General features: G+C 54.4%; 14 protein-coding genes. 7 read left to right on the forward strand and 7 right to left on the reverse strand.

The window, feature by feature from the left end; translation table 11 throughout:
* Positions 1 to 12 precede the first annotated feature (12 nt).
* The 6 genes from CBR65_RS09795 to CBR65_RS09825 form a co-directional block, all read right to left on the reverse strand.
* On the reverse strand, positions 13 to 10,524 hold the full coding sequence (locus tag CBR65_RS09795; protein ID WP_087466680.1) for an Ig-like domain-containing protein: 10,512 nt from the start codon (positions 10,522 to 10,524) through the stop codon (positions 13 to 15).
* 61 nt (positions 10,525 to 10,585) lie between these two features.
* Positions 10,586 to 11,431, reverse strand: coding sequence for a sulfotransferase (locus tag CBR65_RS09800; RefSeq protein ID WP_087466681.1), 846 nt, complete (start codon positions 11,429 to 11,431; stop codon positions 10,586 to 10,588).
* A 79-nt stretch (positions 11,432 to 11,510) separates the two neighbouring features.
* Positions 11,511 to 12,089, reverse strand: a complete 579-nt coding sequence (locus tag CBR65_RS09805) for a phage tail protein (RefSeq protein WP_087466682.1) — start codon at positions 12,087 to 12,089, stop codon at positions 11,511 to 11,513.
* Positions 12,090 to 12,513: 424 nt separating this feature from the next.
* Positions 12,514 to 13,005: a GNAT family N-acetyltransferase gene (locus CBR65_RS09815; protein ID WP_087466684.1), complete on the reverse strand. Its 492-nt coding sequence runs from the start codon at positions 13,003 to 13,005 to the stop codon at positions 12,514 to 12,516.
* The gene (locus tag CBR65_RS09820) at positions 13,005 to 14,153 is read right to left on the reverse strand and encodes a hypothetical protein (protein WP_087466685.1); all 1,149 of its coding nucleotides are present in this window, start codon (positions 14,151 to 14,153) and stop codon (positions 13,005 to 13,007) included. The genes CBR65_RS09815 and CBR65_RS09820 overlap by 1 nt, the downstream gene beginning before the upstream one ends.
* Entirely contained in the window at positions 14,150 to 14,800 is a 651-nt protein-coding gene (locus CBR65_RS09825) for an aspartyl/asparaginyl beta-hydroxylase domain-containing protein (RefSeq protein ID WP_087466686.1), read from the reverse strand. The genes CBR65_RS09820 and CBR65_RS09825 overlap by 4 nt, the downstream gene beginning before the upstream one ends.
* A 233-nt stretch (positions 14,801 to 15,033) precedes the next feature.
* Here CBR65_RS09825 and cysC point away from each other — a divergent pair, with 233 nt between their 5' ends.
* Positions 15,034 to 15,615 carry an adenylyl-sulfate kinase gene (gene cysC / locus CBR65_RS09830; protein ID WP_087466687.1) on the forward strand — a complete coding sequence of 194 codons (582 nt, stop codon included), beginning with the start codon at positions 15,034 to 15,036 and terminating at the stop codon, positions 15,613 to 15,615.
* A 32-nt stretch (positions 15,616 to 15,647) separates the two neighbouring features.
* Here the strand turns inward: cysC and sfsA are convergent, their stop codons facing one another.
* Positions 15,648 to 16,385: a DNA/RNA nuclease SfsA gene (sfsA, locus tag CBR65_RS09835; RefSeq protein ID WP_087469007.1), complete on the reverse strand. Its 738-nt coding sequence runs from the start codon at positions 16,383 to 16,385 to the stop codon at positions 15,648 to 15,650.
* A gap of 375 nt (positions 16,386 to 16,760) precedes the next feature.
* On the opposite strand from sfsA, the gene dksA reads away from it, so the two are divergent.
* The 6 genes from dksA to CBR65_RS09865 all read left to right on the forward strand — a co-directional run bounded on the left by dksA (position 16,761) and on the right by CBR65_RS09865 (position 25,120).
* The gene (gene dksA / locus CBR65_RS09840) at positions 16,761 to 17,204 is read left to right on the forward strand and encodes an RNA polymerase-binding protein DksA (RefSeq protein WP_087466688.1); all 444 of its coding nucleotides are present in this window, start codon (positions 16,761 to 16,763) and stop codon (positions 17,202 to 17,204) included.
* A gap of 64 nt (positions 17,205 to 17,268) precedes the next feature.
* A complete protein-coding gene (gene gluQRS, locus CBR65_RS09845) occupies positions 17,269 to 18,204 on the forward strand; it encodes a tRNA glutamyl-Q(34) synthetase GluQRS (RefSeq protein WP_087466689.1) in 936 nt (311 codons plus the stop codon).
* A 78-nt stretch (positions 18,205 to 18,282) separates the two neighbouring features.
* Complete coding sequence (locus CBR65_RS09850) at positions 18,283 to 18,477, forward strand: hypothetical protein (RefSeq protein ID WP_087466690.1); 195 nt, start codon at positions 18,283 to 18,285, stop codon at positions 18,475 to 18,477.
* Positions 18,478 to 18,570: 93 nt separating this feature from the next.
* Complete coding sequence (locus tag CBR65_RS09855; RefSeq protein ID WP_087466691.1) at positions 18,571 to 21,531, forward strand: ATP-binding protein; 2,961 nt, start codon at positions 18,571 to 18,573, stop codon at positions 21,529 to 21,531.
* Positions 21,532 to 21,692: 161 nt separating this feature from the next.
* The gene (locus CBR65_RS09860) at positions 21,693 to 23,114 is read left to right on the forward strand and encodes a sigma-54 dependent transcriptional regulator (RefSeq protein ID WP_087466692.1); all 1,422 of its coding nucleotides are present in this window, start codon (positions 21,693 to 21,695) and stop codon (positions 23,112 to 23,114) included.
* 944 nt (positions 23,115 to 24,058) lie between these two features.
* Complete coding sequence (locus tag CBR65_RS09865) at positions 24,059 to 25,120, forward strand: XdhC family protein (RefSeq protein ID WP_087466693.1); 1,062 nt, start codon at positions 24,059 to 24,061, stop codon at positions 25,118 to 25,120.
* Position 25,121 lies beyond the last annotated feature (1 nt).

A 25,121-nucleotide genomic window follows, 5' to 3' on the forward strand; every position in this document is an offset into this window, starting at 1 on the left:
TCTATTAGTGAGTTAGAAATGCCAGATCCCGGAAACGCCCATCAAGTCCACAGCCTGACCATCAAAGAAAATCCGCTGATACCCGAGCCCCACACTTACCGGCTCTGCCAGGCGATAATCCAGTTGCACCCCCAGCAGCGGGTCTATCCCACTGCCAAGGTCGGGATTAATCGCCGCGCCGTCGACATCAATCTTGCCGTCCCACATAAAGATCCCGACTTCACCGGACAGGCTTAAGCCGGAGGTGAAGTGGTGACCGAAGCGGTGTGAAAGCGTGAAGCCATCGGCGCTCATGGGATAGTGTTCTTCCAGTGCGCGCGTCAGGGCCGCCATATCGGTGGCGGTAGTATCAAAGTTGACGGTGACATCACCCAGGTCCAGGTAACCAAGCTCCACAGAAGTGGCTTCCGTCCATTGATAGCCGACGCTCAACCGGTAGGCAACACGTGATTCATCGTATTCACGCAGGCTAACTGCCATGCCGTCGCCAGCCATAGCGCTGCTGAAATCGTCCGCGCTTTGATCACCTTCTGCCTGGTACACATTCAGGCGCAGGTAGGTATCACCTGCTTCCGCCTGGGCCTGGCTGGCGCCCGAGAAGAGCGCCACCACCAGCAATAACACCGCCGGTTTCTTTGATCCGTAACGTCTTAACACCAGCAACACTCCTCCCAATAAAATCCATGTCCAATCCAGCGCACCACCGCCCTTGCCTTTACTGTCTATCGAGGTAGCCGGTGGTGGAGGCGGTGGCGGTGGTGGCGCCACCGGTTTGGCCGAACTGACCGCACCCGGATCGGCGATAGCGGAGTTAACCACACCGTCCGCATCGTTGGGGCCGCCGTCCTGGATGTTCAACTGCACACACAGGTAGCCTTCCACCAGACCGGGCGCCCAGGTGTCGTCGCCCGGCGGCGGACAGTAACCTGGGTTACCGGGTGCGGAATGCAGGGTGTTATCGGCATTTTCGATGAAGTTCACCCATTCGCCCTGCTGGAATTTCCGGTAAACCGCATTGGCCGGAATCGGCGCCTGTTGCGGGATAACGATACGCACGCTCTGACCAGCGGTAGGCAAATCTCTGATCACAAAGTCGAAGATGCCACCCGCCGGTTCGAAGTCTTCATCAGCCACCAGACCTTCGGTAACACCCAGTTCATCGTTCAGGATCTGGACACCACCGGAGTCACCACCCAGGGCAAACTGGCCGATACCACAGAGCACGCCCGGATCACACTCGATCAGGTAAGACGTGGTGCTGATGATCACCTGTGGCAGGACGTTGCTGGACGGCATATTGTCCAGATAATCCGGGATACCGTTGCTGTTGGTGTCCGAGGTGCCTTCGGTCAGATCATCCACACCGTCTTCGTCCGTGTCGGTGCCCGCATCCAGCGTTGGCAAGGACGGCAAGATAAGGAAGTGCAAGTGGCTCGTATCCACGCCACCGGCAGAGTCCGTGGTTACCACTTCCAGTTTGCGTAGCCCGACCTGACCGGCAGGATCAAACACAAAGGTGTTGTTGGTTGCACTACCATCGGTATCGCTCAGGCGGCTGTCGGTTCCGGTCCAATTGAAGCTGTGGGTATCACCCGGATTGGGGTCAGTCACCACGGCGGTCGCGGTCACCGGACCACTACCCGCACCCACCAGGATGGTGTCGGCACCGGACTGGTTCATCAGCAGGCTCACCTTGGGTATCACATTGCCGTCAACGATATTGATGAAGTGCTGATCCGCCGCGCCGGCGTTGATGTCCCGAATATCCGGGTTCGCCGGATCGTAGTTCGGGATAGGCTCATGGCTGCGCGGTGAGCTGTCATCCAGGCGGATGATCAAACGGGTATCGCCCGCTGTGCCGCCTGCAAGCAGGTTCACAGTAAATGACACTTCCGTCTGCCCTTCGGTGAAGGTTACGCTGCCGTCCATTGCGTCATGGTCGATGCCCAGGAGTGCGGTACTCGCCGGATCGATCACATAAGGCACTTCCAGCGGATAGAAAGGTGAGCGGCCATTGAGTATCACCCGCACCTGCACACTGGTGTCTTCCACGGCGACCTGGTGTTTACCAAAGGCCACACGCGGACGCACATTCACCACTTGTACCGCTTCACCGGTCAAGCCATCCGGGTTGGTCGCACGCCAGACAATCTCGTGACGGCCAGGCGGCAACAGGATCAGGTTGGCCAACAAGCCTTGCGGTTCAGTAACACAGCAATCCTCACCACCGGTACTGTCGCTGGCCAGATCGCCCAAGGCTTCCTGCACCGCAGCGGCGCTGGTACCCGGTGGCAAACTCAGCAATTGCCGCAGGGTAATCGGTGTATACAAACCAATCGCGTTGATAGTGATGTCTTCCGGCGGTGTCACTACCGGTTCGGCACCATCGTATTCCACGCTCAGGCTGAACACCGGCAAGGTCGCGGTTTCTATGCCATCGCTGACCGAGAGTGCAATGTTGTAGGACATTTCTGCATCGACAGCCGCCGGTGTACCGCTCAACTGACCGGTTGCGGTATCCAGGGTCAACCAGGTCGGCAAGCCGATCGCGCTGAAGGTCAGCTCGTCGTCATCAGCATCGGATGCTGTTGGCGTGAAGCTGTAAGCGGCGCCCACGTAGGCCGTCAATGGCGGTGTACCGCTGATCTCCGGTGCCACATTCGTCGCCAACACTTCGATACTGAAGCTCGGCAAGTCAGTGGTGAGCGCGCCATCGCTGACGGTGATCACGATATTCGCGTAAACGCCAACATCATCTACGTCTGGCGTGCCGGCCAGGGCTCCTGTCGCCGGATCAAAGCTGGCCCAGGCCGGTTGATTGGCAATACTGAAGGTCAGGTCGTCACCATCGAGATCACTGGCCGTCGGCGTGAAGAGGTAGGCCGTGTCCTGATCCAGACTGGTGCTCGGCATACCGCTGATCATCGGCGCATCGTTCACATCCATAACTGTCAGGTTGAACGCCGGCAAGTTGGTGCTCATATCACCATCACTGACGGTGATCACGATATTGCTGGTCACACCCACATTGGCTTGTGATGGCACACCGCTCAAGGTTCCGGTTTCGTCATCGAAGCTCGCCCAGGCTGGCTGGTTAGCGATGCTGAAGATCAGCGTATCGCTATCAACATCCGCCGCTGACGGCGTAAAGCTGTAAGGCGCGTTCTGGTCGGTGACGGTCGCCGGGGTGCCGGAGATGGTCGGTGCATTATTGACTGCGCTGATGGTTACGGTTGCCGCAATCGACAGGGAGGTTGTATCAGCGCCGCCATTCGCCACACCACCGTTATCCTGAACACTGCTCAGGGTCACTACTCGACTGAGCGGATTCGGATTCTCGCTGGTATTGCGATAGGTCATACCATCAACCACCGCCTGCGCGGCCGCGCCGGTAATGCCGGTGGCATGGCTCAGCGTGACGGTTGCCGTCGTGCCCGCCACAGCCACCGTGACATCCAGCCCATTGGTGGCAGTCACCAGCGCATTGCCCTGGGTCAGCGCGACATCGGAGCCGTCAATTGCCAGAATTTCATCGCTACCGTTGTTAGCACCGGTCACGGTGAGTTGCAGGCTGATGATGCTTTGCGCGGCTTCCACCGGACTAATGCTGACAGCACTGAACAGATCTACTGCAGTGCCGCCTTCGGTAAAGGTCGGGGTGCCACCGGTGGCTGTTACTACCGGCGCGTCGTTTTTCAGGCTGATGGTGACCGACGCGGTTTCAGTATCCGGAGCACCCGTTTCATCCGCAAACGTCCAATCCAGTACCACACTGGTATCCGGGTCATTTGACGTGTTGGCGTAGGTGATCTGCTGCATCATGGCGTTAACGTCGGAACGTTCGGGTACTTCGCCATTGGCATCGGTGTAAGTCACCACCAACTGGCCAGCGGTCGCCGTATCAAAGGTGGCGATCACCTGGCCGTTTTTGATGATCTCGCCTGCCACCAGACTCATGCCGCTGCCGTCCATAAAGCCGAAGGTGTCAGAGGCGTCAACGCCGCCATTGCGCAGGATGGTCAGAGATGCACCACTGTAGTTGCCGTTGCCGCCATTCAACCCATCCAGTTCATCGTCAGTGACGGTGACATCGTTATCCATCACCACCGCGACGCCATCTTCGATGTAGGTGTTACCACCACTCAAATCCAGAAGTACCGGTGCGCGGTTACCTTCCACCGCACCGATATCCACCGCCGCGCCAGACACCCGGCTGGCGCCGAGCGCATCGACCGGCAAGGCCTCAGCTACATTGGTGTCGCCATCCAGGTCGTAGGTATCGACGGGCAACGCAGCGGTGCTGCCTGCATCCGATAGCGCGCTGCCATTCATAGGCAAGTGGGTCATGACAATACCGCCGTTATCGGCAAGGTCGCCGAGCAGCAGATTGAGGGTGCCCTGGTTGTTCAGGCTGTTGGTGTCGGTCGTGATAGCCGTGTTGGTGCCGAAGACGCTGTTGGTGGCCACTTCTATCGTGCCGATGACATCGCTGGCTGCACCACCGGTTGCCAGGGGCGAGCCGCCAACCGCAGCGGTTGCGCCGGCACCGGCAGTATTACCGGCAATCACGGTGTTCACGAAGATATCGTTAGTGCCATCAGCAAGCACGCCGCCGCCCACGTTTGTCGACGCGTTGCCAACGATGGTGGAGTTATAGACAGCAGCAAAACTGCCGCTGGTAATGCTCAGGCCGCCACCTTCAGCTTGTGAATCATCTGCCTGGTTACCGCTGATCGTGGTGTTCACCAGCAACAAATCGGGACCGGTGTATCTGATCCCGCCCCCCGTCACTTCCGTGCCAGTAGTAAGGTTATTGCTGATCGTGCTGTTGATCACATGCAATACACCGCCGTTGATACTGATACCGCCACCAGAGGACGCATTGACGTTATTGCTTACGGTGCTGTTGATGACGATCAGGCTGCCATTGCCAAAGATACCGCCGCCACTGTCCCCAAAGCCACCGCCGGAGTTGTCGGTGATATGCGCATCGCGCACAGTGACGCTGGCGTTTGAAATTATTTGGAGGCCGCCTCCACTACCCTCTGTCAGCGTCAGACCGATGAGTTCAACATCACTGGTATTCATGGCAATTGACATCACCAAGCTGAGGTTACCGCCAGAGAGGGTGACATCCGGGCTGCCGTCGTCATCAAGATCGCCATTAATGGTGAGGTTGTTTTGATTAACGACCAGATGAGCGCCATTAAGGGCAATGGTGCCGCCCTGGTTACCGCCTGTGCCGCTATCCAGATCAAAGGTAATGGTGTCGCCGTTGCTACGTGCCCAGAACAAGGCTTCACGCAGGCTCAAACCGTTACCATCGGCTTCATCATCAACCAGGGTAGCGGCTGTGGTTTCATCATCGCCAGTGTCGAGGTTACTGGTGACCAGCAGCGTTAGCGCCTGGGTTCTGATCGTGAACTCGTTGGAGTCGGTGGTGCCGCTGCCGGTGTTGCCGGCGGCGTCAACCACGCCGGTATTGTCGAGGCTGATGATGTTATCCAGTTCGTAAATATCCGGATCTGGCGTAAAGGTCGTGGTCCAGGTGATACCGCCATCAACGGATGCAAGCGTATCAACGCTGCCGTTGGTCACCGTAAGATCGTTGCCTGCAAGACCGCTGACCGCTTCATTAAAGGTGATCGTCACCAGCGATGTTTCACCCGCCAGTAATTCCGCATCTGCCACCACAATGGTTGCGGTCGGACGCAGGGTGTCCATGGCGTAGTTGTTGGAATCCTCGTTGCCTGCACCCGCATTACCAGCAACATCCGTGACACCTGTCAGATCCAGGCTGATGACATTGGTGGCGGCGGTCGTGTCGGTCGCTGGGGTAAAGGTAGCGGTCCAAGTCACGCCAGTATCTAGGGTAGTGACGTCAGTCAGCGTGCCGTTGCCAATGGTGAGATCGTCGTTGGTAAAATCGGTGATAGCTTCGTTGAAAGTGATGGTTACCGATGAGGTTTCACCCCAGGCAAAGGCCGTATCAGCAACCACAATGCTGGCCGTCGGTGCTGCGGTATCAACTTCTATGGCCAGCACGTCTGAGGCTGCACTTTCGTTATCCGCCGCATCAGCCGCCGTTGCGGTCAGATTGTGGATGCCTTCCGTCATCGCCGATCCGGGCGTGAAGCTCCAGTCCCCGCTACCGTCGGATGTGGTAGTGCCGAGCACACCGTCTACGTCAGAGGTGATCTCTATCGTGACATTCGCATCCGCCGTACCGTTGATAATAGGCGTGCTGTCATTGGTGACGGCGTCTCCAGGCGTGCCAGTGTCCGATGCGGCATCCAGCGCGAGGCCAGTAGGTATAGCGGGGGCTTCCCGATCTACCGTATGGAGTTCACCACCGGTAAACGCAGGTACAAAACCATTGGTGCCATCGCCGTTGCCCAAGGCATCCGTGATACCAGAGTTGGCGTTCACATCCAGGCGCAGGGTACCGGTGCCGGTAATCTGATCGATGGTCACGGTGACGGTGTTGACGTTCACCGGGGAGTTGCTGGCGATATTACCTGATACGCCCGCGCCACTCGGCGTCAGTGTAAAGTCACTCGGGGAAATATTCGCGGGGACTTCATCGAAGGTCACGGTAAATTGAATCGACGCTGCGTTGGCCGAGGGTGAACCGCTGACATCGATAGACGTTACCGTCGGTGGTGTCACATCAGCCACAGTGAAATTCCAGGTGGTATTATCTGCGATACCGGCATAGGCAATACCCGCCAGATCGGTCACTGCACCATTGTCCACCAGGATGTAATAGCTGGTGCTCTCGCTCAAGTCTGCCGTCGGATTGATCGTCAGCTCGTTGTCCGTGATGCTCAACTGACCACCATGGGAAGCCACGTCAATGGTCGCGACCGGCGTGTTCAGTGAATCGTAAATGGTGATATCGCCTGCGCCCAGCGCGATGTCTTCGCTGAAGGTCATGACGAAATTGGCGTTAGCCGCAACTGTGGCGGCATTATCCGCAGGACTGAGGGTTTGCAGGGTGGGTGCCACAGCATCAACAAGCACGCCCGATGTATCACCTGGTGAGTTGAGCAAGAGTGTTAAGTCATTGCCAGCGGCATCACCCATCGTGCCGCCATTCAACGCAAGGGCGGCGCCAATGGCAATACCGTCAGCATCGCTATCACCTGCTTGTATGGTGTAGGAAAAAACCAATTCTGTACCGCCAGACCCGGAGACGAATTCCGCCTCTCGGGGAGTGGCGCCAATGGTTAATGGCAAGTTAGGCGTGCCAGTCACCGTGACGTTTTCTGTGGTGTTAACCGTGAAACTTAAGGTTTGGCCAGTCGTGTAGGTGCCATTCGCAGGGACATCGACGCTGCTGATCGTTGGCGCTACGCCATCCACCAGAACCGCTGCGGTACTGGCGATCGAGTTGAGCGTCAGGTTCATACTATTGCCGGAGCCATCTCGCAATGTGCTACCGTCGGCGTCGATTATTCCCGCTACTGCAATACCATTGGCATCCAGATCACCGGCTTGAACGGTGTAACTGAAGTTTAACCAAGGTGAGGAAGAACCGAAGGTATAAGAGGCGTAACGAGTAGAGGCACCAATGGTTAGTGCGATACGTGGCGTGCCGCCTGCGCCCACAACTACATCACTGAGCCCGGCGATGGTAACCTGGAAGTCGAGATTTTGCCCGATAATATAGGTGCCATTGGCCGGAGCGCTGACACTCGCTACCGTTGGTGCAGAATTGTCAACAGGAGCGTTGCTGGTGTCAGCTTGTGTGGTGGTGTTGCCTGCGTTATCGCTAGCGGTGACCGACACATTACGCCCACCGGCTTCAATAACACCAGGGAGGATAGTGTAGGTGGCAGTCCAGGTATTCGAGCTGTTCGTGGCGGCAACTGCGGCACCTCCGCCAAACTGGGTGAAATCAACCGTAACGCTGCTGATGGTATCGCTATTGTTATCACCACCACCGGCGTTGGTGTTGTTCCAGGTTGCTGTTACCGTATCACCAATAATGTAGGTTCCGCCCGACCCGGTTCCGCCGGAAATGCTGATATTGGCATTGGTCACCGTAGGAGCAATGCTGTCAACCGTTGCATTTGTCGTGTCCGCAGTGGTCGTGGTGTTTCCAGCGTTGTCCGTCGCACTGAAAGAGATATTGCGATTGGTGGCGTCAATGGCACCCGCCGTAATGGTGTAAGTTGCCGTCCAGGAACCTGCGCTATTGCTCGCTGCTACAGCAGCCCCACCGCCAAATGCACTAAAGTCGACGGTGGCTCCACTGATGGTGTCAGAATTGTTGTCGCCTCCACCAGTATTGTTCCAGGTTGCCGTAATGGTATCGCCGATTTTGTAAGCACCGCCGGTACCTGTCGCGCCGGAAATACTGATGCTCGCATCGGTCACTGTAGGCGCTACGTTATCTACTGTGGCATCGCTCGTATCGGCCGTAGTCGTCGGCCCTTCAGCATTGGTAGCGGTAACGCTGACATTGAGACTGGTGTTATCAATGGCACCGGACACAATGGTGTAGGTCGCTGTCCAGGTATCGCTGCTATTGGTTGCGACGACGGCAGCACCACCGCCAAATGCCGTGAAATCCACCGTTACGTCAGTAACGCCTGCGTTATTGTCACCGCCCGCTGTGTTGTTCCAGGTCGCCGTGACGGTGTCGCCAATTTTGTAGGCGCCACCGGTGCCGGTGGCACCAGATATCGAAATATTGCCATCGGAAACAAGCGGCGTCGGGCTGTAACTGGTGTCGGTATCACCACCACCCGTTGTAACCAGGTCTGAAGTGGCCAATCCGCTAGATCCGCTGCTGCCACCTGTACTCGCATAGCCGCCGGAACCTCCCGAGCCAACGTTACCCGTAGCAAGGCTGGTGAAGGTTGAGCTGTCCATCCGGGCAGTACCGCCTGCGTTCCAGATACCACCCACACCGGGACCGCCATTGCCACCGTCGCCGGTACGGGAATAATAACTCGCCTGACCGGATGCAACCCCACCACCACCACCACCACCAGCCCCAAGGTTATTGGTGATACTGGAGCCCGTAATGGTAAGGATGCCGGTGCTGGCATTGTAAATACCCCCTATTGCAGCACCACCGCGCCCACCAGCACCAGAGGTTCCCATGCCGCCACCACCGCCGCCAATGCTGATACTGCCATTACTCGCGGTGGCGCCAGTCCCACCTAGCGTGTAACCGGGAGTGGACCCCCCGCCATTATAGCTGCCACCTATACCACCACTGGCATTACCGCCTCTACCACCCGCATACGAGGTTGAACCAGCCCCATTACCACCGGTAATACCCGAGGGTGGCGTTACTGGCGTTCCAGCACCAGGACTTGCACCTCCGGTACCGCCCAGTGTTGAGCCAAAGCCACCACCGCCACCACCGCCACCACTGTAGTTACCGCCGAAATCACCGCCACCACCGCCGCCGCCTGACGCTTTGTTGGCGGTGATGGTACTGTTGGTAATGGTCAGCACACCGCTGTTGAAAACCCCCGCGCCCAAGCTATCGCTTGCATCGGCACCTTCGTTGGCACCGTTACCGACAATCAGGCCATTGGTAATCGTAAGGTTATCGATAGCAACTTCAGAGCCTGCACCACTCGTGGCAACACTTAGCACGCGTGCCAGGTTATTGCCATTCAAGGTAAAGCCATCACCGACAATCCTCATGGTTTGACCATCGGTGACGTTGATGGAAATTGTGTCGACTGCTGATGCGAAGGTGATATTGCCGGTCAGCGTGATCTCATCATCAACACCATCGGCATTACCGGTGGCAATCGCCGCCTTAAGCTGAGCAACCGAGTTAACGCTGCTAGTCACCAGCACATGGTCGTATTCATTAAGCGTGGCGGTATCCAGGACATCGCTCTGGCTGATATGACCGGTCGCAATTTCCAGCTCCCAGTTACCACCTTTGGCTATACCGCCAGTCAAGTCAGCAGATGCTGCTATGTCTGCCCCGGTGGCGGTCGACAGGCGTGATAAAAATGCCTGGCCTTTTTCGCCCGCACCCACTTCACAGCCCCATAGATGAATGTCGCCACCTGCCGTTACGGCATTCTTGATGACTTGCAATTCGTTGGCGTAACTCTCCAAATCAGAGTGGGAAATAACATTTTCACCCAACAATAAAGCGCCCGCTTCACCATGAGAAATAATGTGCATCTCGGCAATATTGTGATGATGCTTTAAATGGTTAGCGATTTGTATCAAGCCATTTTCATGGAGATTCAGCTGAATAACCTCTGCCCCCGGCGCAATATTTGCCAGCAGCACATCACGGCTTTCAACCCGACTATCCACAAATACCACAACCTGCTTCATCTGCGCGGCTGTGGTTGCCACAGCAATGGATGCATGGGTAGCAGGCAAGGCAAACCGTGCTTGCTGTGGGCTTGCATAAGCGCATTGGACCGCTGTCGCCAAGGCTGCACCGCACAACATATTGAGCGAATCAAGCTTATGGGTGCTACGGTTAGAGGCTTGAGCTGGGCCGGCCTTAGGGAGAGTGATCCACGACATGATGCTTCCTCGGTAATCGTTATGAACGATTGAATATATTTTTTAAAATTTCGTTTGCGTTTTAAGCTACAGGTGGCGAATTTTTCACCCGAATAACATTCGCTTCACTGGGAGTATCTTCATTCCAAAAGCTCAGGCTGGCGTACTGATTGAATAAATCGGGAGGTAAAATGGTTTTGCGATGTTGGGCAGCCACCTTTGTACGAACCCGATGCAAACCATCCAGCCCCAGCGCCTGATCAAACTCCGGCGCATCGTATTGAACATTATTGAAATCGTGCTCGTACCACGGCTCGCCTAAAAACTCGTAAACCAGGCGCATCACTTTTTCCGGCGCTTCAGCGAGCAGATCGTATTCAATGAGTAATAATGATTTTGCATGCTGGCCATAATAGGCATCCTTCAACGCAGCCCAGGCAAAGCCCACCAGGCGATTGCGTTGTGCGAGCGTCTCAACCCGGCTGTAAACCGTATTGCGCTCTATGTCATCGTTATACAGTTTGGTATTTTCAAAAGGATTGGCGCGATAAATTTTTTCGATGCTATCCATGATCCAGGCAACATTGCGCACACACGCAATCACTTTGGCCTGAGGATACAAATCCATCAGCGCAGGCATCTTGGCAGACCACATGCGATTGGTATCAAAGATAATGTCTCTATCTTTTTCGTCAGCGTAATAACTTTCAAAAAGCCCTTTCAGTAAACGCCGTCGCTGAGCTTGCGTAATCATCGGGCCGTATTCACTACCCGCACTGAATTGATTCAACAGGCCACCAAACAACCCACCGACAGGGCTGGTCATACCAGCGTAGAAACGCGGGTTCTGCCGCAACAGTGCCGCCAGCAAAGTGGAGCCTGAACGCGGCAAACCGGAGATAAAATGAAATTTTTGTGTATCAGGCAAGATAATGTCTCATCGATAAAATGTTCTGCCCTGCGTTTGAAGATGGCGCGTCCGTTGCGCCTCCTTATCGCGCCTCAAACTAATTGCGCGCTGGAAAAATACCTTCCAATGCAATGATAAAATTGGTTCCCAGAAAGGGATTGCGTAGATCAACGGGTTGGCTACCACCTGTATTTTGCACAGCAACAGTCACGCCGGCCTCGTTGCCCAACGGAATAGGATCAGTCAATTGATTTGACCAGATGGCAGCAGCACCAGCCGATCCGCCAACCGATCCACCAAGAACATTATTCGTTGCGGTTGGAGCAATAACAGGATTCGCTGGTGTACCACCGACAGAAATTGCAGCCGTACCAGTCGCTATATGAGTATGGCTGGGCATCTGTTGAATATTCAGGGTCGTCCTCTCTAAACCCGCTTGTTCACCTTGCGTGATAGTACTCAGACCCGGGCCAGCTCCCATACCTACAGGGCTGCGACCACGGAAATCCGGCAAGGCGAAAGTAGTCTGCCCATTCCCCCCATACATAGTACCGAGCAGTGAGAACAATGCACTGTTTTGCGCGATGGGTAGTATGCGCCCATCGCAAAACGCCCAACCACGAGGGGCAAACTGGAAGCCTACCATGCGGATTTCTCCCAAGAATGGATCACTCATTTCTTTTCTCCTTAACTGAGGTTGTTTCCAAATCGGAGCAATTTCGTAACCAGCAAATTAATTCCCGATCTGAGTGGGTTGGCAGATAGCATTAAATATGCAACCACCTGTGAAACTGTTTTAGTTGTAATTATCTTTCTGAATCGATCCCGCGGTTACTATTCACTGATGTCATCCAAGCATGATGCAATCGTTGCTGTAACTGTAGAAGGTATTTCGCGAAGTTCCAGCCAGGATGCGCCAGCAAAAAGAAAATTTTACTGACACATTTGGCTCGCTATCTTTCCCCTCGCAGTAATTCGTCATTTTTATGACAAACTGCAATCGACCACGCCCATCAAAATAATCACGTTAAATTTACCGAATCAACAGCTTAGCCTGCGCCAATTTAAAATAGCATTACACGCCATAACAGCCCCCAATGTCAGGCAGCGGCCCAAACCATCGTGTCGTGCGTTTCATTAGCCCCGGCAATCACAAAACCTTGCGACAGATATAATTTCTTTGCTGGCAAGTTCATATGATCTACCGATAGCCTGATCTTGTGATTCTGTTGCCGGGCTAGATTCTGTACAGACTGCAATACACGCGTCCCAAACCCCTGTCCTCGTTTTTCCGGCAGAATGGAGAAGTCCACAATGTGGATAGAAGAAACATCGAAATGCAGCATGATCTTGCCGATAGCCAATTGCCTTGATTCGATCACATAAATTTTGGCATCTGGCGCCTGCTGTCGATATGAGGCTTGTTGCAATTGGTATTGTTGAGCAACCAGCTTGTCGATGAATTCCCTGGACATCGGCAACTGATAGAGATCGTTGCGCGTGTACCGAAAAAGTTGCTCCAGAAATACATCGTCCTCTTGTGTTGCAAGCCGGTACTTCAGGTCTTCAAATAAGGTGATATGCTCCAGCATCAATATATCTCCGCCAGAGATAAGGTGTCGGAATAGACTACATTTCGGTAGAGCGTCAGCAACTCCGTATTGGGCATTGGAAATTGATGCGAGCGATAAAAATCCCGCTTATGCCGGTCATCAGGCTGGAATGTCTGGCCGGGAAATTTTGAATGAAAAGTCATGCGTGCGGCCATACCGGATCGCGAATTGTCATCGACATGCAGCTGAAAGTAATCGGCCAATTCAAGAATCTTGTTCAACGTCAGGCTTGAATAATCCAGGGTAACCACATCGTCACTATTTTTAGCGTGATACATAGAACCTAGCAGCGATTGCAATACTTTTTCCCTAAACCCATCGAGGCTGGCAGCATTTGCGGCGTCATGAATAGGCTTGATAACCATCATGGATTGATCCCCCGCCATATGCCGCCCCGCTGATCGCTGATGTGATGCCAGAATTTCTACCGGATTGCGCACCAGAAACAAAACCGGCACCTGCGGGTAAAGCGAGCGAATCAGCGGCCAGAAAAATATATCCCAGGCGTTCCATTTAATAATGATGTTATGTCGACCGGGCGAGGTAACGCTTTGCAAATGGATAAACTGTGGCAGCAAATGTTGTTTTGTTTTTTCATCCAGAGAATCATCGAGCAGCAATTCTGTCAGTAAAGGCGATTCGGATAAGACACAGGTGTTATCCAATTCAGCAAGGCACCCCGATACCAGGGTGGAACCACAGCGCGACAGATGAAAAATAAATCCCGCGGGTTGCAGTGGCGCACTAGCAACCTGACCCGCTATCAAAGGCGTTACTGAGGTTTTTGGGGTAATCAATTGATTCAACAACTGCCCGCGACAACGCTCAATGTATTGATCGTGAAAAGGTTCGGTGGCATGACCCGATGGCAAACACCAGCGAATGCTGCGACTTTTTGCCTGATAACAATAAGGTAGCCAATGTCCACTCAAGGTCGCCACATCCACATCATGTAGCTGTTGATTACACAGGGCTAATTCGCCAACTAATTGATCATCCGTTAATGCTTCCTGACGCCACAACAATTTTAGTTGTTGCAGTAATTGTTCGACGGAGGTGGCTTGCCGGCATTGCGCCAGTTGCGCTGGCGAGCTGATAAATTCCCGATAGGCAGATAAGATATTCATACCGGCTGGCTCTGGCCTCTGCCGTGATGCCATCCCAGGGTTACCTGCTCACGCAGCCAATCATTGGCCACACAATCAATCACCAGATTGATACGATCCTCATCGCCCAGATTTTGCACCGCATGTTCCTGATCAGCGTTGATATACCAAAGCTCCCCCGCGCCCATGGGAACGCGCTGGTGATTGACATAGAAGTGAATTTTGTCGGAGGTTTGCAAGGAGAGGTGCAAGCGCGCTTCACCGTGTTCCAGGCTCAAGCCGTAATCGCGATGAGGTTTAATTTCTGCACCAGCTTTCAAGCGCATCAGGCGCACAGATTTTAGCGGGCATCGCAACGTTTGCAGAAAAGCCTTGATTGCAGGACACCTCGCCAGCACCGGTAGATCCTGCCAATCCTCACCGTTAGCGATGGCAAATCCTTGCAATACCGGATGGGCATCGACATGCACGCGCTGACAACGCAACGGCAACACATCCCAGCCCCCGGAGTAATCCTTACGATTGACATGATCAACCCAGGGCTGTTGCATCAGTTGCGCGAGCTCATCTTGCATCGCTAGCAGACGAACATGACAAGGCACTTGTGCGCAGGAAATCACCAGCGATTTATCAAGGTCATGTGAACTACAAGCGATTGGCACTTCCATAAGACGTCCGTGAGGCTTCCTGATAACATTTCAACAAACGCGACCGGGTAGGATCAGCTTTTTAACCCTAGATGAAAATTCCGGAATTACCAATTTACTGGCGACGATAAACGCACAAGCAGAACAAGCTGCGCTACACTCAGCCACAAACGGACCGCGACTTTCACAATGGGCTTTATTGTCAGCACATTGCCAGTCAAATAAACATTACACCTCAATACACGCTCAACTTTATGACGCCACCGACCCAGAATGAACGTTCACAACAAAAGCAACAGCGTCCTTGCGTGCTGTGGTTCACCGGCCTGAGCGGCGCGGGAAAATCAACGCTGGCCACACTGACCGAACGCGCCCTGTTCACTTACGGCTGCCATACATTTTCGCTGGATGGGGATAAGGTCCGCACAACCCTGTGCAAGGATCTGGGATTTTCTATCGCAGACCGGCAGGAAAATATTCGTCGTATCGGCGCGGCGGCAAAATTATGTACCGAGGCAGGATTGATGGTGCTGACGGCGACTATCTCGCCCTTGCGTGAAATGCGCGATGGCGTAAGGCACATGTTTGCACCGGAAGAATTTATTGAAGTGTTTGTCGATGCGCCCCTGGATGTATGCGAAACACGCGACCCAAAGGGGCTCTATCGCAGAGCGCGGGCGGGAGAGATTGCTGACTTCACCGGCATTGATTCCGCGTATGAACCGCCACTAAATCCGGAGATTCATCTGCACACTGATCAGATGCCACCAGAGGACTGTGTGGCGGTCATCACCCGGTATTTGTGCGATCAGGGTTACCTGGGTTTGCGTGAATAAGATTATCTGGCGCAAAAATAAAAAGGATTTTCTCAATCAATCCGTACCGGCAGCTTTTTCACTAAGGTGATGTCAGCCGTAGCCGGACTGATATCCGCCTGATAAGCAATCACCTCGACCCCCATGGCAAGCGCATCGCGCAGGTGTTTGCCATAAACCGGATCAATCCCATCGGCAGGCTCTACCCATTCGATCCCGGTGTGTTGGACACAAAACAACAACACCGCACGATACCCCTGTTGCACCATGGCCATCAGCTCACGCAGATGTTTACTGCCGCGATCACTGATGGCATCGGGAAATAACCCCTGCCCCGGCGCTTCCATCAAGGTCACACTTTTGACTTCGACATAACAGGGCCGAGGGTCGTGGGCGGCACCTTCCAGCAGAAAATCAATCCGCGATTTTTCCTCGCCATATACCACTTCGCGACGCACAGACGTATAGCCGTGCAACTCATCAATGATGCCCGCCGCAATAGCCATCTGTACCAGTGTGTTGGCACGCCCGGTATTCACCCCCGCCAGATGCCCGCCGGGCGTGGTCACGACTTCGAGCGTATGGGCGTATTTGCGTTTGGGGTTATCGGAGGTGGAATACCAGCATTGGGTGGCCGGCAAGACGCAGTTGCGCATGGAGCCGGTGTTGGGGCAATGCAGGGTAATAACCTGACCATCGGCGAGGCGGACATCCACCATAAAACGTTTGTAGCGCTTAAGCAGTTCCGCTGCCTGCCAGGGCGACAGCTCGGCCAGAGTTGTTGATGACATGAATACGCGGCGCTCCATTTATTAGCCTGTTGCACGGCCGGAGAGGATAACATCGCTTGGCCGAAGGTTTCGAATCGCTTAACACTTCCTTCATTAACTCGATGAATGTCTCAAAATCGCAACAAATGGCCCCGCCTCGCTGTCAATTAGCGGCTATATTTTATCTTTCAAGGGATGCTTGGTAAGACTTACGAAACCCCACCAAAAAGTGCTGGCACCAAGTTTTGTTATCTGGTAGCTTGCCTTCCCTTAAAAATCTGTGTGCTGGCCCCGGACGGTTGCTCTAACACCGCACGCCTCCGACAGCAACAGGCTTGAGCGGCACCAGTGCCGTATATCTGCTGGATTGAGGAAGTTAGACGAGGCGCCAAAATCATGCCGAAAAGCTCAACGAATACCGAAACCTTCGCGTTACGCCCCTTTGTTCCTTACAAGGAGAAAAAAGGCGAAGAGTATATGAATGCCAATCAGAAGGAGCATTTCAAACAGCTCCTGATGAACTGGAAGATGGAACTCATGGAAGAAGTAGACCGCACCATGAGCCACATGAAAGATGAAGCTGCCAATTTTCCTGATCCTGCCGATCGCGCCAGTCAGGAAGAAGAGTTCAGCCTCGAATTGCGCACCCGCGACCGCGAGCGCAAGCTGATCAAAAAGATCGACAGCACCATGGAGCTGATCGAAAACGACGACTATGGTTTTTGTAATGCCTGCGGCGTCGAGATCGGTATCCGTCGCCTGGAAGCACGTCCCACCGCCACCTTGTGCGTAGACTGCAAAACCCTGGACGAGATCAAAGAGAAGCAAATCGGCGGCTAATGCTGATGACTGTGGATGTTTTACATAAAGGGAGCCTATCGGCTCCCTTCTCATTTCCGGCCTTATGATCACCTCACTCGCCACCCTGTCTCCGTTAAATCCACCTGATACCTACGTTGGGCGTTTTGCGCCATCGCCCACCGGCCCTTTGCACTTCGGGTCACTGGTCAGTGCGCTGGTGAGTTACTTACATGCGCGAATGCATAAAGGTAGCTGGCTGGTCCGCATGGAGGATCTCGATCCACCGCGCGAACAGGCCGGCGCGGCGGATGCCATCCTGCGTTGCCTCGACGAGCACCAGTTGCATTGGGATGGCCCGGTGCTTTACCAAAGCCAGCGCTTATCCGCCTATGAAGAAGTGCTTGAGACCTTACGCAATGAGGATTTGCTCTACGCCTGTAACTGCACCCGCCAGGATCTGCAAGCCATGGGTGGCATCTACAATGGCCGCTGCCGAAACCGGACCATTGACCTGGATCAACCGCATGCCTGGCGATTGAAGCTGTATGACCTGCCCCCGGATTATGCAGCATTGGATCAGGATGTGTGCTTTGCAGACCTGATCCAGGGCGAGCAACGACAAAATCTGCGCGATACAGCGGGCGACCAGATCCTGAAACGCAAGGACGATTTATTTGCTTATCAGTTAGCCGTCGTCGTGGACGATATCGCGCAGCAGGTGACGCATATTATTCGCGGCAATGATTTGTTAGAGGTCACCGCCCGCCAGATTTTCTTTTTTCGCTTGCTCGGCGCAGCAGTTCCCGAATTTGGGCATGTACCTCTGGTACTCAACGAACAAGGGCAGAAACTGAGTAAGCAAAATCTGGCTCCGCCTTTGGACAGCACAAACGCGGGCAACAATTTATGGCATGCACTGCAGTTTTTAGGGCAGAATCCACCACTCGCTTTGATAAAAGCCAGCGCGACCGACGTACTGGAGTGGGGTAAGGCACATTGGCATATGAGCCACCTGAAACCAGGCAACCGGGCACCCTGAGACTGGCAGCAATGACTCAAGTACAAACGGGTCAGCCACAACTGACGTCACACACATCGGCAATACAGGAAACCCATCATGACCAATCAACGCCTTGTCATATTGCTGTTGCTGATTGCCTATATTTTCTCGCCGACGTTGTTTACCTGGATCATCAACCCCGAAGGCGCCTGGTACCGGCCTTACATTATCTGGGCCCTGGTTATTGTCATTGCGTTTGTTATCCAGTTACGCAAAAAGCCGTCGATCAACCGACGCCACCTGCAAGACTGATTAATCAATTGATTGATACAACCCGGACCATCGACCCGGGTATAAAAGTTATACACACACACTGAAGAAAGCCTACAAAAAGAATCGACCACCATGACGTTTGAGTTAAGCCACGTTGCCTTGATCGGCATCAGTTATCTTCTGCTCCTGTTCGGTATCGCCTGGATTACCGAACGCGGCTGGATTCCGGATTCCATTACCTCGCATCCCATCACCTATATTTTGTCGCTCGGCATCTTTGCCAGCGCCTGGGCGTTTTACGGGGTCATCGACCTGGCCTTTTCTTATGGTTACGGCGCGCTGGCCTATTACCTGGGCACCGGCGCGTTATTCCTGTTTGCGCCGGTCGCACTGGCGCCCTTGGCGGAACTGGCGCGGCGCCACCAGGTTCACTCATTGGCAGACCTGCTGGTATTTCGTTACCACAGCCATGCCGTGGGCGCGCTGACCACACTGTGCATGTTGCTCGGCATCCTGCCGTTGATGGCGCTGCAGATTCAGGCCATCGCGGACACCATGCACATCCTCACCGTCAGCGGCAATCCTTCGTTGCCATTACAGGGCACGGGCCTGACCTTCAAGGATCTGATGGCACTGTGCTACTGCGTGATTCTCGCGTTGTTTACGATTCTGTTCGGCTCCAACCGCGAACAACATCGCGGGCTGATCACTGCCATGGCATTTGAGTCGCTGCTGAAAGTGTGCGCGCTTTGTGCGGTGGGATTGGTGGCGGTGTACGGCATCTTCGACGGATTGGGGGGCCTGGACGAATGGCTCGCCGATCACCCGGAAAATATCGCGCTGCTGCACACCCCGATCCGCGACGGCTCGGCCCATACCTTGCTGCTGGTGTTTATCGCGACGGCGGTCACCATGCCGCATATCTTCCATCTGGGGCTCGCGGAAAACCCACTGATGCGTAATTCCCACACAGTGACCTGGGCGTTCCCGCTGTTTCTATTGTTGATGGCGTTACCGGTATTCCCCATTTTGTGGGCCGGGTTTGAGCTGGCGGTGCCCTTACCCGCGCAATACTTCACCCTGGGTGTGCCCATTTTGTTCAACTCGCCGGGGCTGACGGTGTTGGCGTTCCTCGGCGGCCTGTCCGCCGCAACCGGCGCCATGATCATCATCACGCTGGCCCTGGCGACCATGGTGATGAACCACTGGCTGCTACCCACCTTCCGCTTGCGCGCGCGCCATGACATCTACCGCCAGCTGTTATGGTTGCGCCGCATCCTGATCGGCGCCATCTTCCTCGGTGGTTACCTGTTTTACTGGATTCTCGACAACCGCTACAGCCTGACAAACCTCGCCCTGCTGGCCTTTATCGAAACCCTGCAATTCCTGCCAGGCACCTTCGCGATCATGTTCTGGACCAAAGGCAACCGGCGCGGCATGCTTGCCGGGCTTGCCGCCGGTACGCTGATCTGGGCGGCGGGTTTACTGGTTCCGGTGATATGGCACATAGAAGCCCTCGCGGTGCCCTTTACGGAGGTGGTGATACCTGTCGGCATTGAGCATTGGAGTGATGTAACCCTGGTGTCGCTCGGGGTAAATACACTGATCTTTGTCATCATCTCGCTGATCACCCGCCAGACCGAAGATGAACACTACAGTGCTGACCTGTGTGCGGCCGACGAACTCAGCCATCCCGTACGCCAGGCGCTGGATGTGCATTCGGCCCTCGAATTCAAAACCCGCCTGACCAAACCCCTGGGCAAAGTGACCGCCAGCCGCGAAGTAGATATTGCCCTCAATGAGTTAAACCTGAGTATCAACGAACGGCGCCCCTACGCCTTGCGCCGCCTGCGCGACCAGATTGAAGGCAACCTCTCCAGCCTGATGGGGATTCACGTCGCCAGCGAGATTATGGATAAGCACCTGCCTTATCAGGTGGCAGAAGCGCGGGATACCGTCGATATCAACCTGATGGAAAACCGCCTCTCCGAATATCGCGACCATCTCACCGGGATGGCCGCAGAGCTGAACAACCTGCGCTTGTATCACCGTAAAACCCTGGAAGAGCTGCCCATGGCGGTGTGCTCTCTGGGGCGCGATATGGAGATCCTGATGTGGAACCGGGCCATGGCAGACCTGACCGAGACGCCCGGTGAAGAAGTTACCGGCTCACGCCTCGATGACATCGCCGAGCCCTGGCGCAGCTTGCTCACCGAATTCAGCAACGGCAGTGAAACCCATTATTACCGGCGCGAAATCGAGCTGAATGGCCGTCCCCACTGGGTCAGCCTGCACAAGGCAGCGATTGAAGGCACCATCAACGCCGGGGTTTATGACCAGGTGATCCTGCTGGAAGACGTGACCGAAACCCAGTTGCTGGAACAGGAACTGGTGCACAGTGAACGCCTGGCTTCGGTGGGTAGACTGGCCGCTGGCGTGGCCCACGAAATTGGCAACCCTATTACCGGCATTGCCTGCCTGGCGCAGAACCTGCGCTATGAATCTGAAAACCCGGAAATCCTGGAAACTGCTGAGCAGATACTCAGTCAAACCGACCGGGTCAGCCGGATCGTGCAATCCCTGGTCGGGTTTTCCCATACGGGCCACAACAAGAAGAGTGACTTTCAGGCGGTGATCCTGCGCGACTGCGCCAATGAAGCCATCCAGTTACTCTCCCTGCAAAAGGACAAGAACCAGGTCTTGTTCAGCAATGACATCGCCCCCAACGCCATTGTGGCGGGTGACACCCAACGGATTATCCAGGTATTTATCAACTTGCTGTCCAATGCCCGGGACGCCAGCCCGGAGCAGGGCCGCGTTACCCTCGACAGCAATGAAGACGAATACAGCATCATCTTCTCGGTGACGGATGAAGGGTCCGGCATTGCACCGGAGCACATCGAGCAGATCTTTGAACCCTTTTTCACCACCAAGGAACCCGGTGAAGGTACTGGTCTTGGCCTGGCCATGGTGTACAGCATTGTCGACGACCATGGTGGTTATCTCGATATCACCAGTCCTGCCGATACCGTGCACAACCGCGGCGCCCGCTTCACCATCAAGCTACCGCGTCACATTGATTCGGTGTTGTAAGCGGCTAAACAGGGTATTGCCCTGTTTACGCGCATGGATGCGTATCTATTTCACCCGAAAAGTGCATTTCCTACACACTTCCCAGTGGAAGTGTTACCGTTTTGATGTAGGATAAGCCCCACACTCAACCGGGTACGGTTTACTTAAGCGACAGAAGACCTATGAGCAAAATCCTGATTGTTGAAGATGAAACCATCATTCGTACCGCGCTGCACAAACTGCTTGAGCGCAACCAATACGAAGTCGATGAAGCCCCCTCCGTTAAGGAAGCTACCACCCGTTACCAACTCAAGGATTACGACCTGATCATCAGCGACCTGCGCCTCCCTGGCGCGCCGGGTACTGACCTGATCAAACTTGCCGGCGACATTCCTGTGCTGATCATGACCAGCTATGCCAGCCTGCGCTCCGCTGTGGACTCCATGCGTATGGGCGCGGTGGATTACATCGCCAAACCCTTTGATCACGACGAAATGGTCACCGCCGTCAAGCGCGTCATTGGCAAAGCCAAGGCTAACAGCCGTGGCAATGGTGCCATGCCCCAAACGGCCAGCCATGCCATTGCCGGCATGATCGGCAATAGCGATGTGATGCATGACCTCTACAACCGCATCCACAAAGTGGCGCCCACCGCCGCCACCGTATTGATTCACGGCGAAACCGGTACCGGTAAAGAACTGGTTGCCCGTGCCCTCCACGAGGAAAGCCAGCGCCGAGACCATCTGATGATCTCGGTCAACTGCGCCGCCATTCCTGAAACCCTGATTGAATCCGAACTCTTCGGCCATGAAAAAGGTGCCTTTACCGGCGCCGCCAGCACCCGTGAAGGTCTGGTCGCCGCTGCAGATGGCGGAACGCTGTTCCTGGATGAGATCGGTGAACTGCCCCTGGAAGCCCAGGCGCGTTTGTTACGGGTGTTACAGGAAGGTGAAGTGCGGCCCCTGGGCTCGGTGGAATCGCGTAAGGTGGATGTCCGCCTCATCGCCGCCACCCACCGCGATTTGCGCAAGCTGGCTAAAGAAGGAAAATTCCGCGAAGACCTGTACTTCCGTATCAACGTCGTACAACTTGAACTGCCGCCCCTGCGCGAACGTGGCAAGGACATCATCAATATTGCGGAGTCACTGTTACAACGTTACTGCACCCAGTTCGGCAAACCGTTACTGCGCCTGTCACCGGAAGCTATCCAGGCCATCACCACCTACACCTGGCCGGGTAATGTGCGTGAACTGGAAAACGCCATGCAGCGCGCCGTCATATTGTGTGAGGACGAAAAAGAAATAGGTCATGAGCTGCTGTCCATTGACCTGGACCTGGTGCGGTTCGACGACGAAGATGAACCCACCTTCGGCGAGCATCGCGCAACAGCCCGCAACGGTCGCGCCCCGCACAAAGGTCCACAGGACCCGGCGGAAGATTTATCGCTCGAAGATTATTTCCAGCGCTTTGTTCTGGAACATCAGGACACCATGAGCGAAACGGAGTTAGCGCGCAAACTCGGCGTCAGCCGTAAGTGCCTCTGGGAGCGCCGGCAGCGGCTCGGTATTCCGCGCAACAAGTCCACAGCTCACATCCTTAAATAGTCCCTGCCCAACCGTTTTCGCTCGCCTTCTCACCATCCTGTCTCAGATAGCTAAACCGGTCACTTCTGTGACCGGTTTAGCTATCTGTCAAGTGCCATTTATTTCCGCCGGTGACACTAAGGTTGTAAATCATGCCAACCGGCCGCGTTGCGCGACAGGTTCGTTACCCCCGGTCACGGGTCTGTTACCGTCTGAATTCTGTTACCGGACAACGGAAACGTAACAACATTCCCTTAAATCTGTAACCTACGGAAATAACCAAACTGAATAAGCGGTTCTTCAAAAAAGTTAACTTATTGAAAAATAAAGAAAAACCAACATTGGCACAAGACCTGCTCTATACGCAGCCATAACAACAACAAACAATAAGAAAAAAAGCGACAAACTAATAACAACAACAAACAATAAGAAACTGAAAATTTTTAATAAAAACAACAAACAATAAGAAACTGAAGCTAGATAATAAAAACAACAAATAATAAAAACAGAGATATTACTAATAACAACAAGACTAATTAGATAAAACCAGCGCTAGAAGACAAGAAATATAACAAGACACAATAAAGCGGAAATACTGACTAGGCACAGGATGGGATAGCAAGCGAAGTTGGAAATGGGCACGGAAGCACCCCATTTGAATGCCACTGGCACCTTTGTCGTGCTGCCCTCCAAACGGGAAATCGAAAGATTTCCCGTTTTGCTTTATTGGATTTCCTAAACCCCGCTTCAAAAATAGATTCCAAATTACTAGCTGTCTGTTGTATCCGTGGCACATGCTCCATCACATGACATTTATTCAGGATTAAGATTTCTTCCTCTTTTTTTAAACAAATAAAAGAAATGTAAACCCCCTTCCCCCTACCCAAGCCACCATGCGAACGTAAGCCACTCTTCTGGCGCTACAGCAACCCAAGCCGGCTTAACCAGACGCAGGACAGTCCTCTATGGCCACCAGTTTCTACCATGCACTGAGCCAATGGTTTCCGCTGAAACACGAGCACCGCTGGGTGTTGGGAGCGGTTATTCGCACCCGTGGCTCCGTTTATCGCAAGAGCGGCGCCTTGATGTTGCTATCTGACGCCGGTCATCAGTTGGGACTATTGAGCGGCGGTTGCCTTGAAGGCGATTTGTTACTGCAAGCGCGTAAGGTTATTGCGCTGGGTAAAAGCCGACGGGTTACCTACGATGCCACCGATGAAGGCAGCCTGGCCTGGCGTCTTGGTATTGGCTGCGGCGGTGCAGCGGAAATCCTCCTCCACCCCTGTCATGCCTACAATCAATTCCTGGCGCTGGATCAGGTATTCGAACAATTGCAGACACAACAGGCGTGCCGTTATCAGCTGGCCGTCGATCAGGATTCCGCTGTCGTTACCACCTGTCCCAAGGCTTTTCACCAACGCCAGGCTGGCAAGATCATCAACGGTAACGACGGCGACCATCTGGTCACCCTGATTAACCCTTTACCCCATTTGTTGATTCTTGGCAGCGGCGTTGACATGGTTCCCCTATGTAATCTTGCCCTCGCGATGGGCTGGCGGGTGACACTGGCCGACCAACGTCTGTCGCAACAGCGCCGCGACAGTTTTCCCTCTGGCGTTGAACTGTTACAGACGAGTGCTACCGACCTCGATACAGCCTTGCTGCAGCAAATTGACGGCGTGATCGTCGCTCACCACAACGTGGTACTGGACGCAGCGGCCCTGCAAGGGTTGCGCAACAGCGGGGCAAGCTACATTGGACTGCTCGGACCTGCCCAACGCAAACGCGAAGTACTCGCTGCTGCGGGACTCAGTGAGCACCAACTTCCCGTGCCGATTGCGGGCCCTATGGGTTTGGCCCTGGGCGGCGACTTACCGGAAAGCATTGCGCTCTCCGTGCTCGCCGAATGCCATGCCGTTATCCACGGCAGTAATGCGACAGCATTAAGTGAGGCTTACGCCCTCGACTCAGCCCAGGAAATCAATGGGCCACGCCCGAACCTTGGCACCTTTAACGCAGCAGGTTAAC

This window comes from Cellvibrio sp. PSBB006, from assembly GCF_002162135.1.
Classification (GTDB): Bacteria; Pseudomonadota; Gammaproteobacteria; order Pseudomonadales; family Cellvibrionaceae; genus Cellvibrio.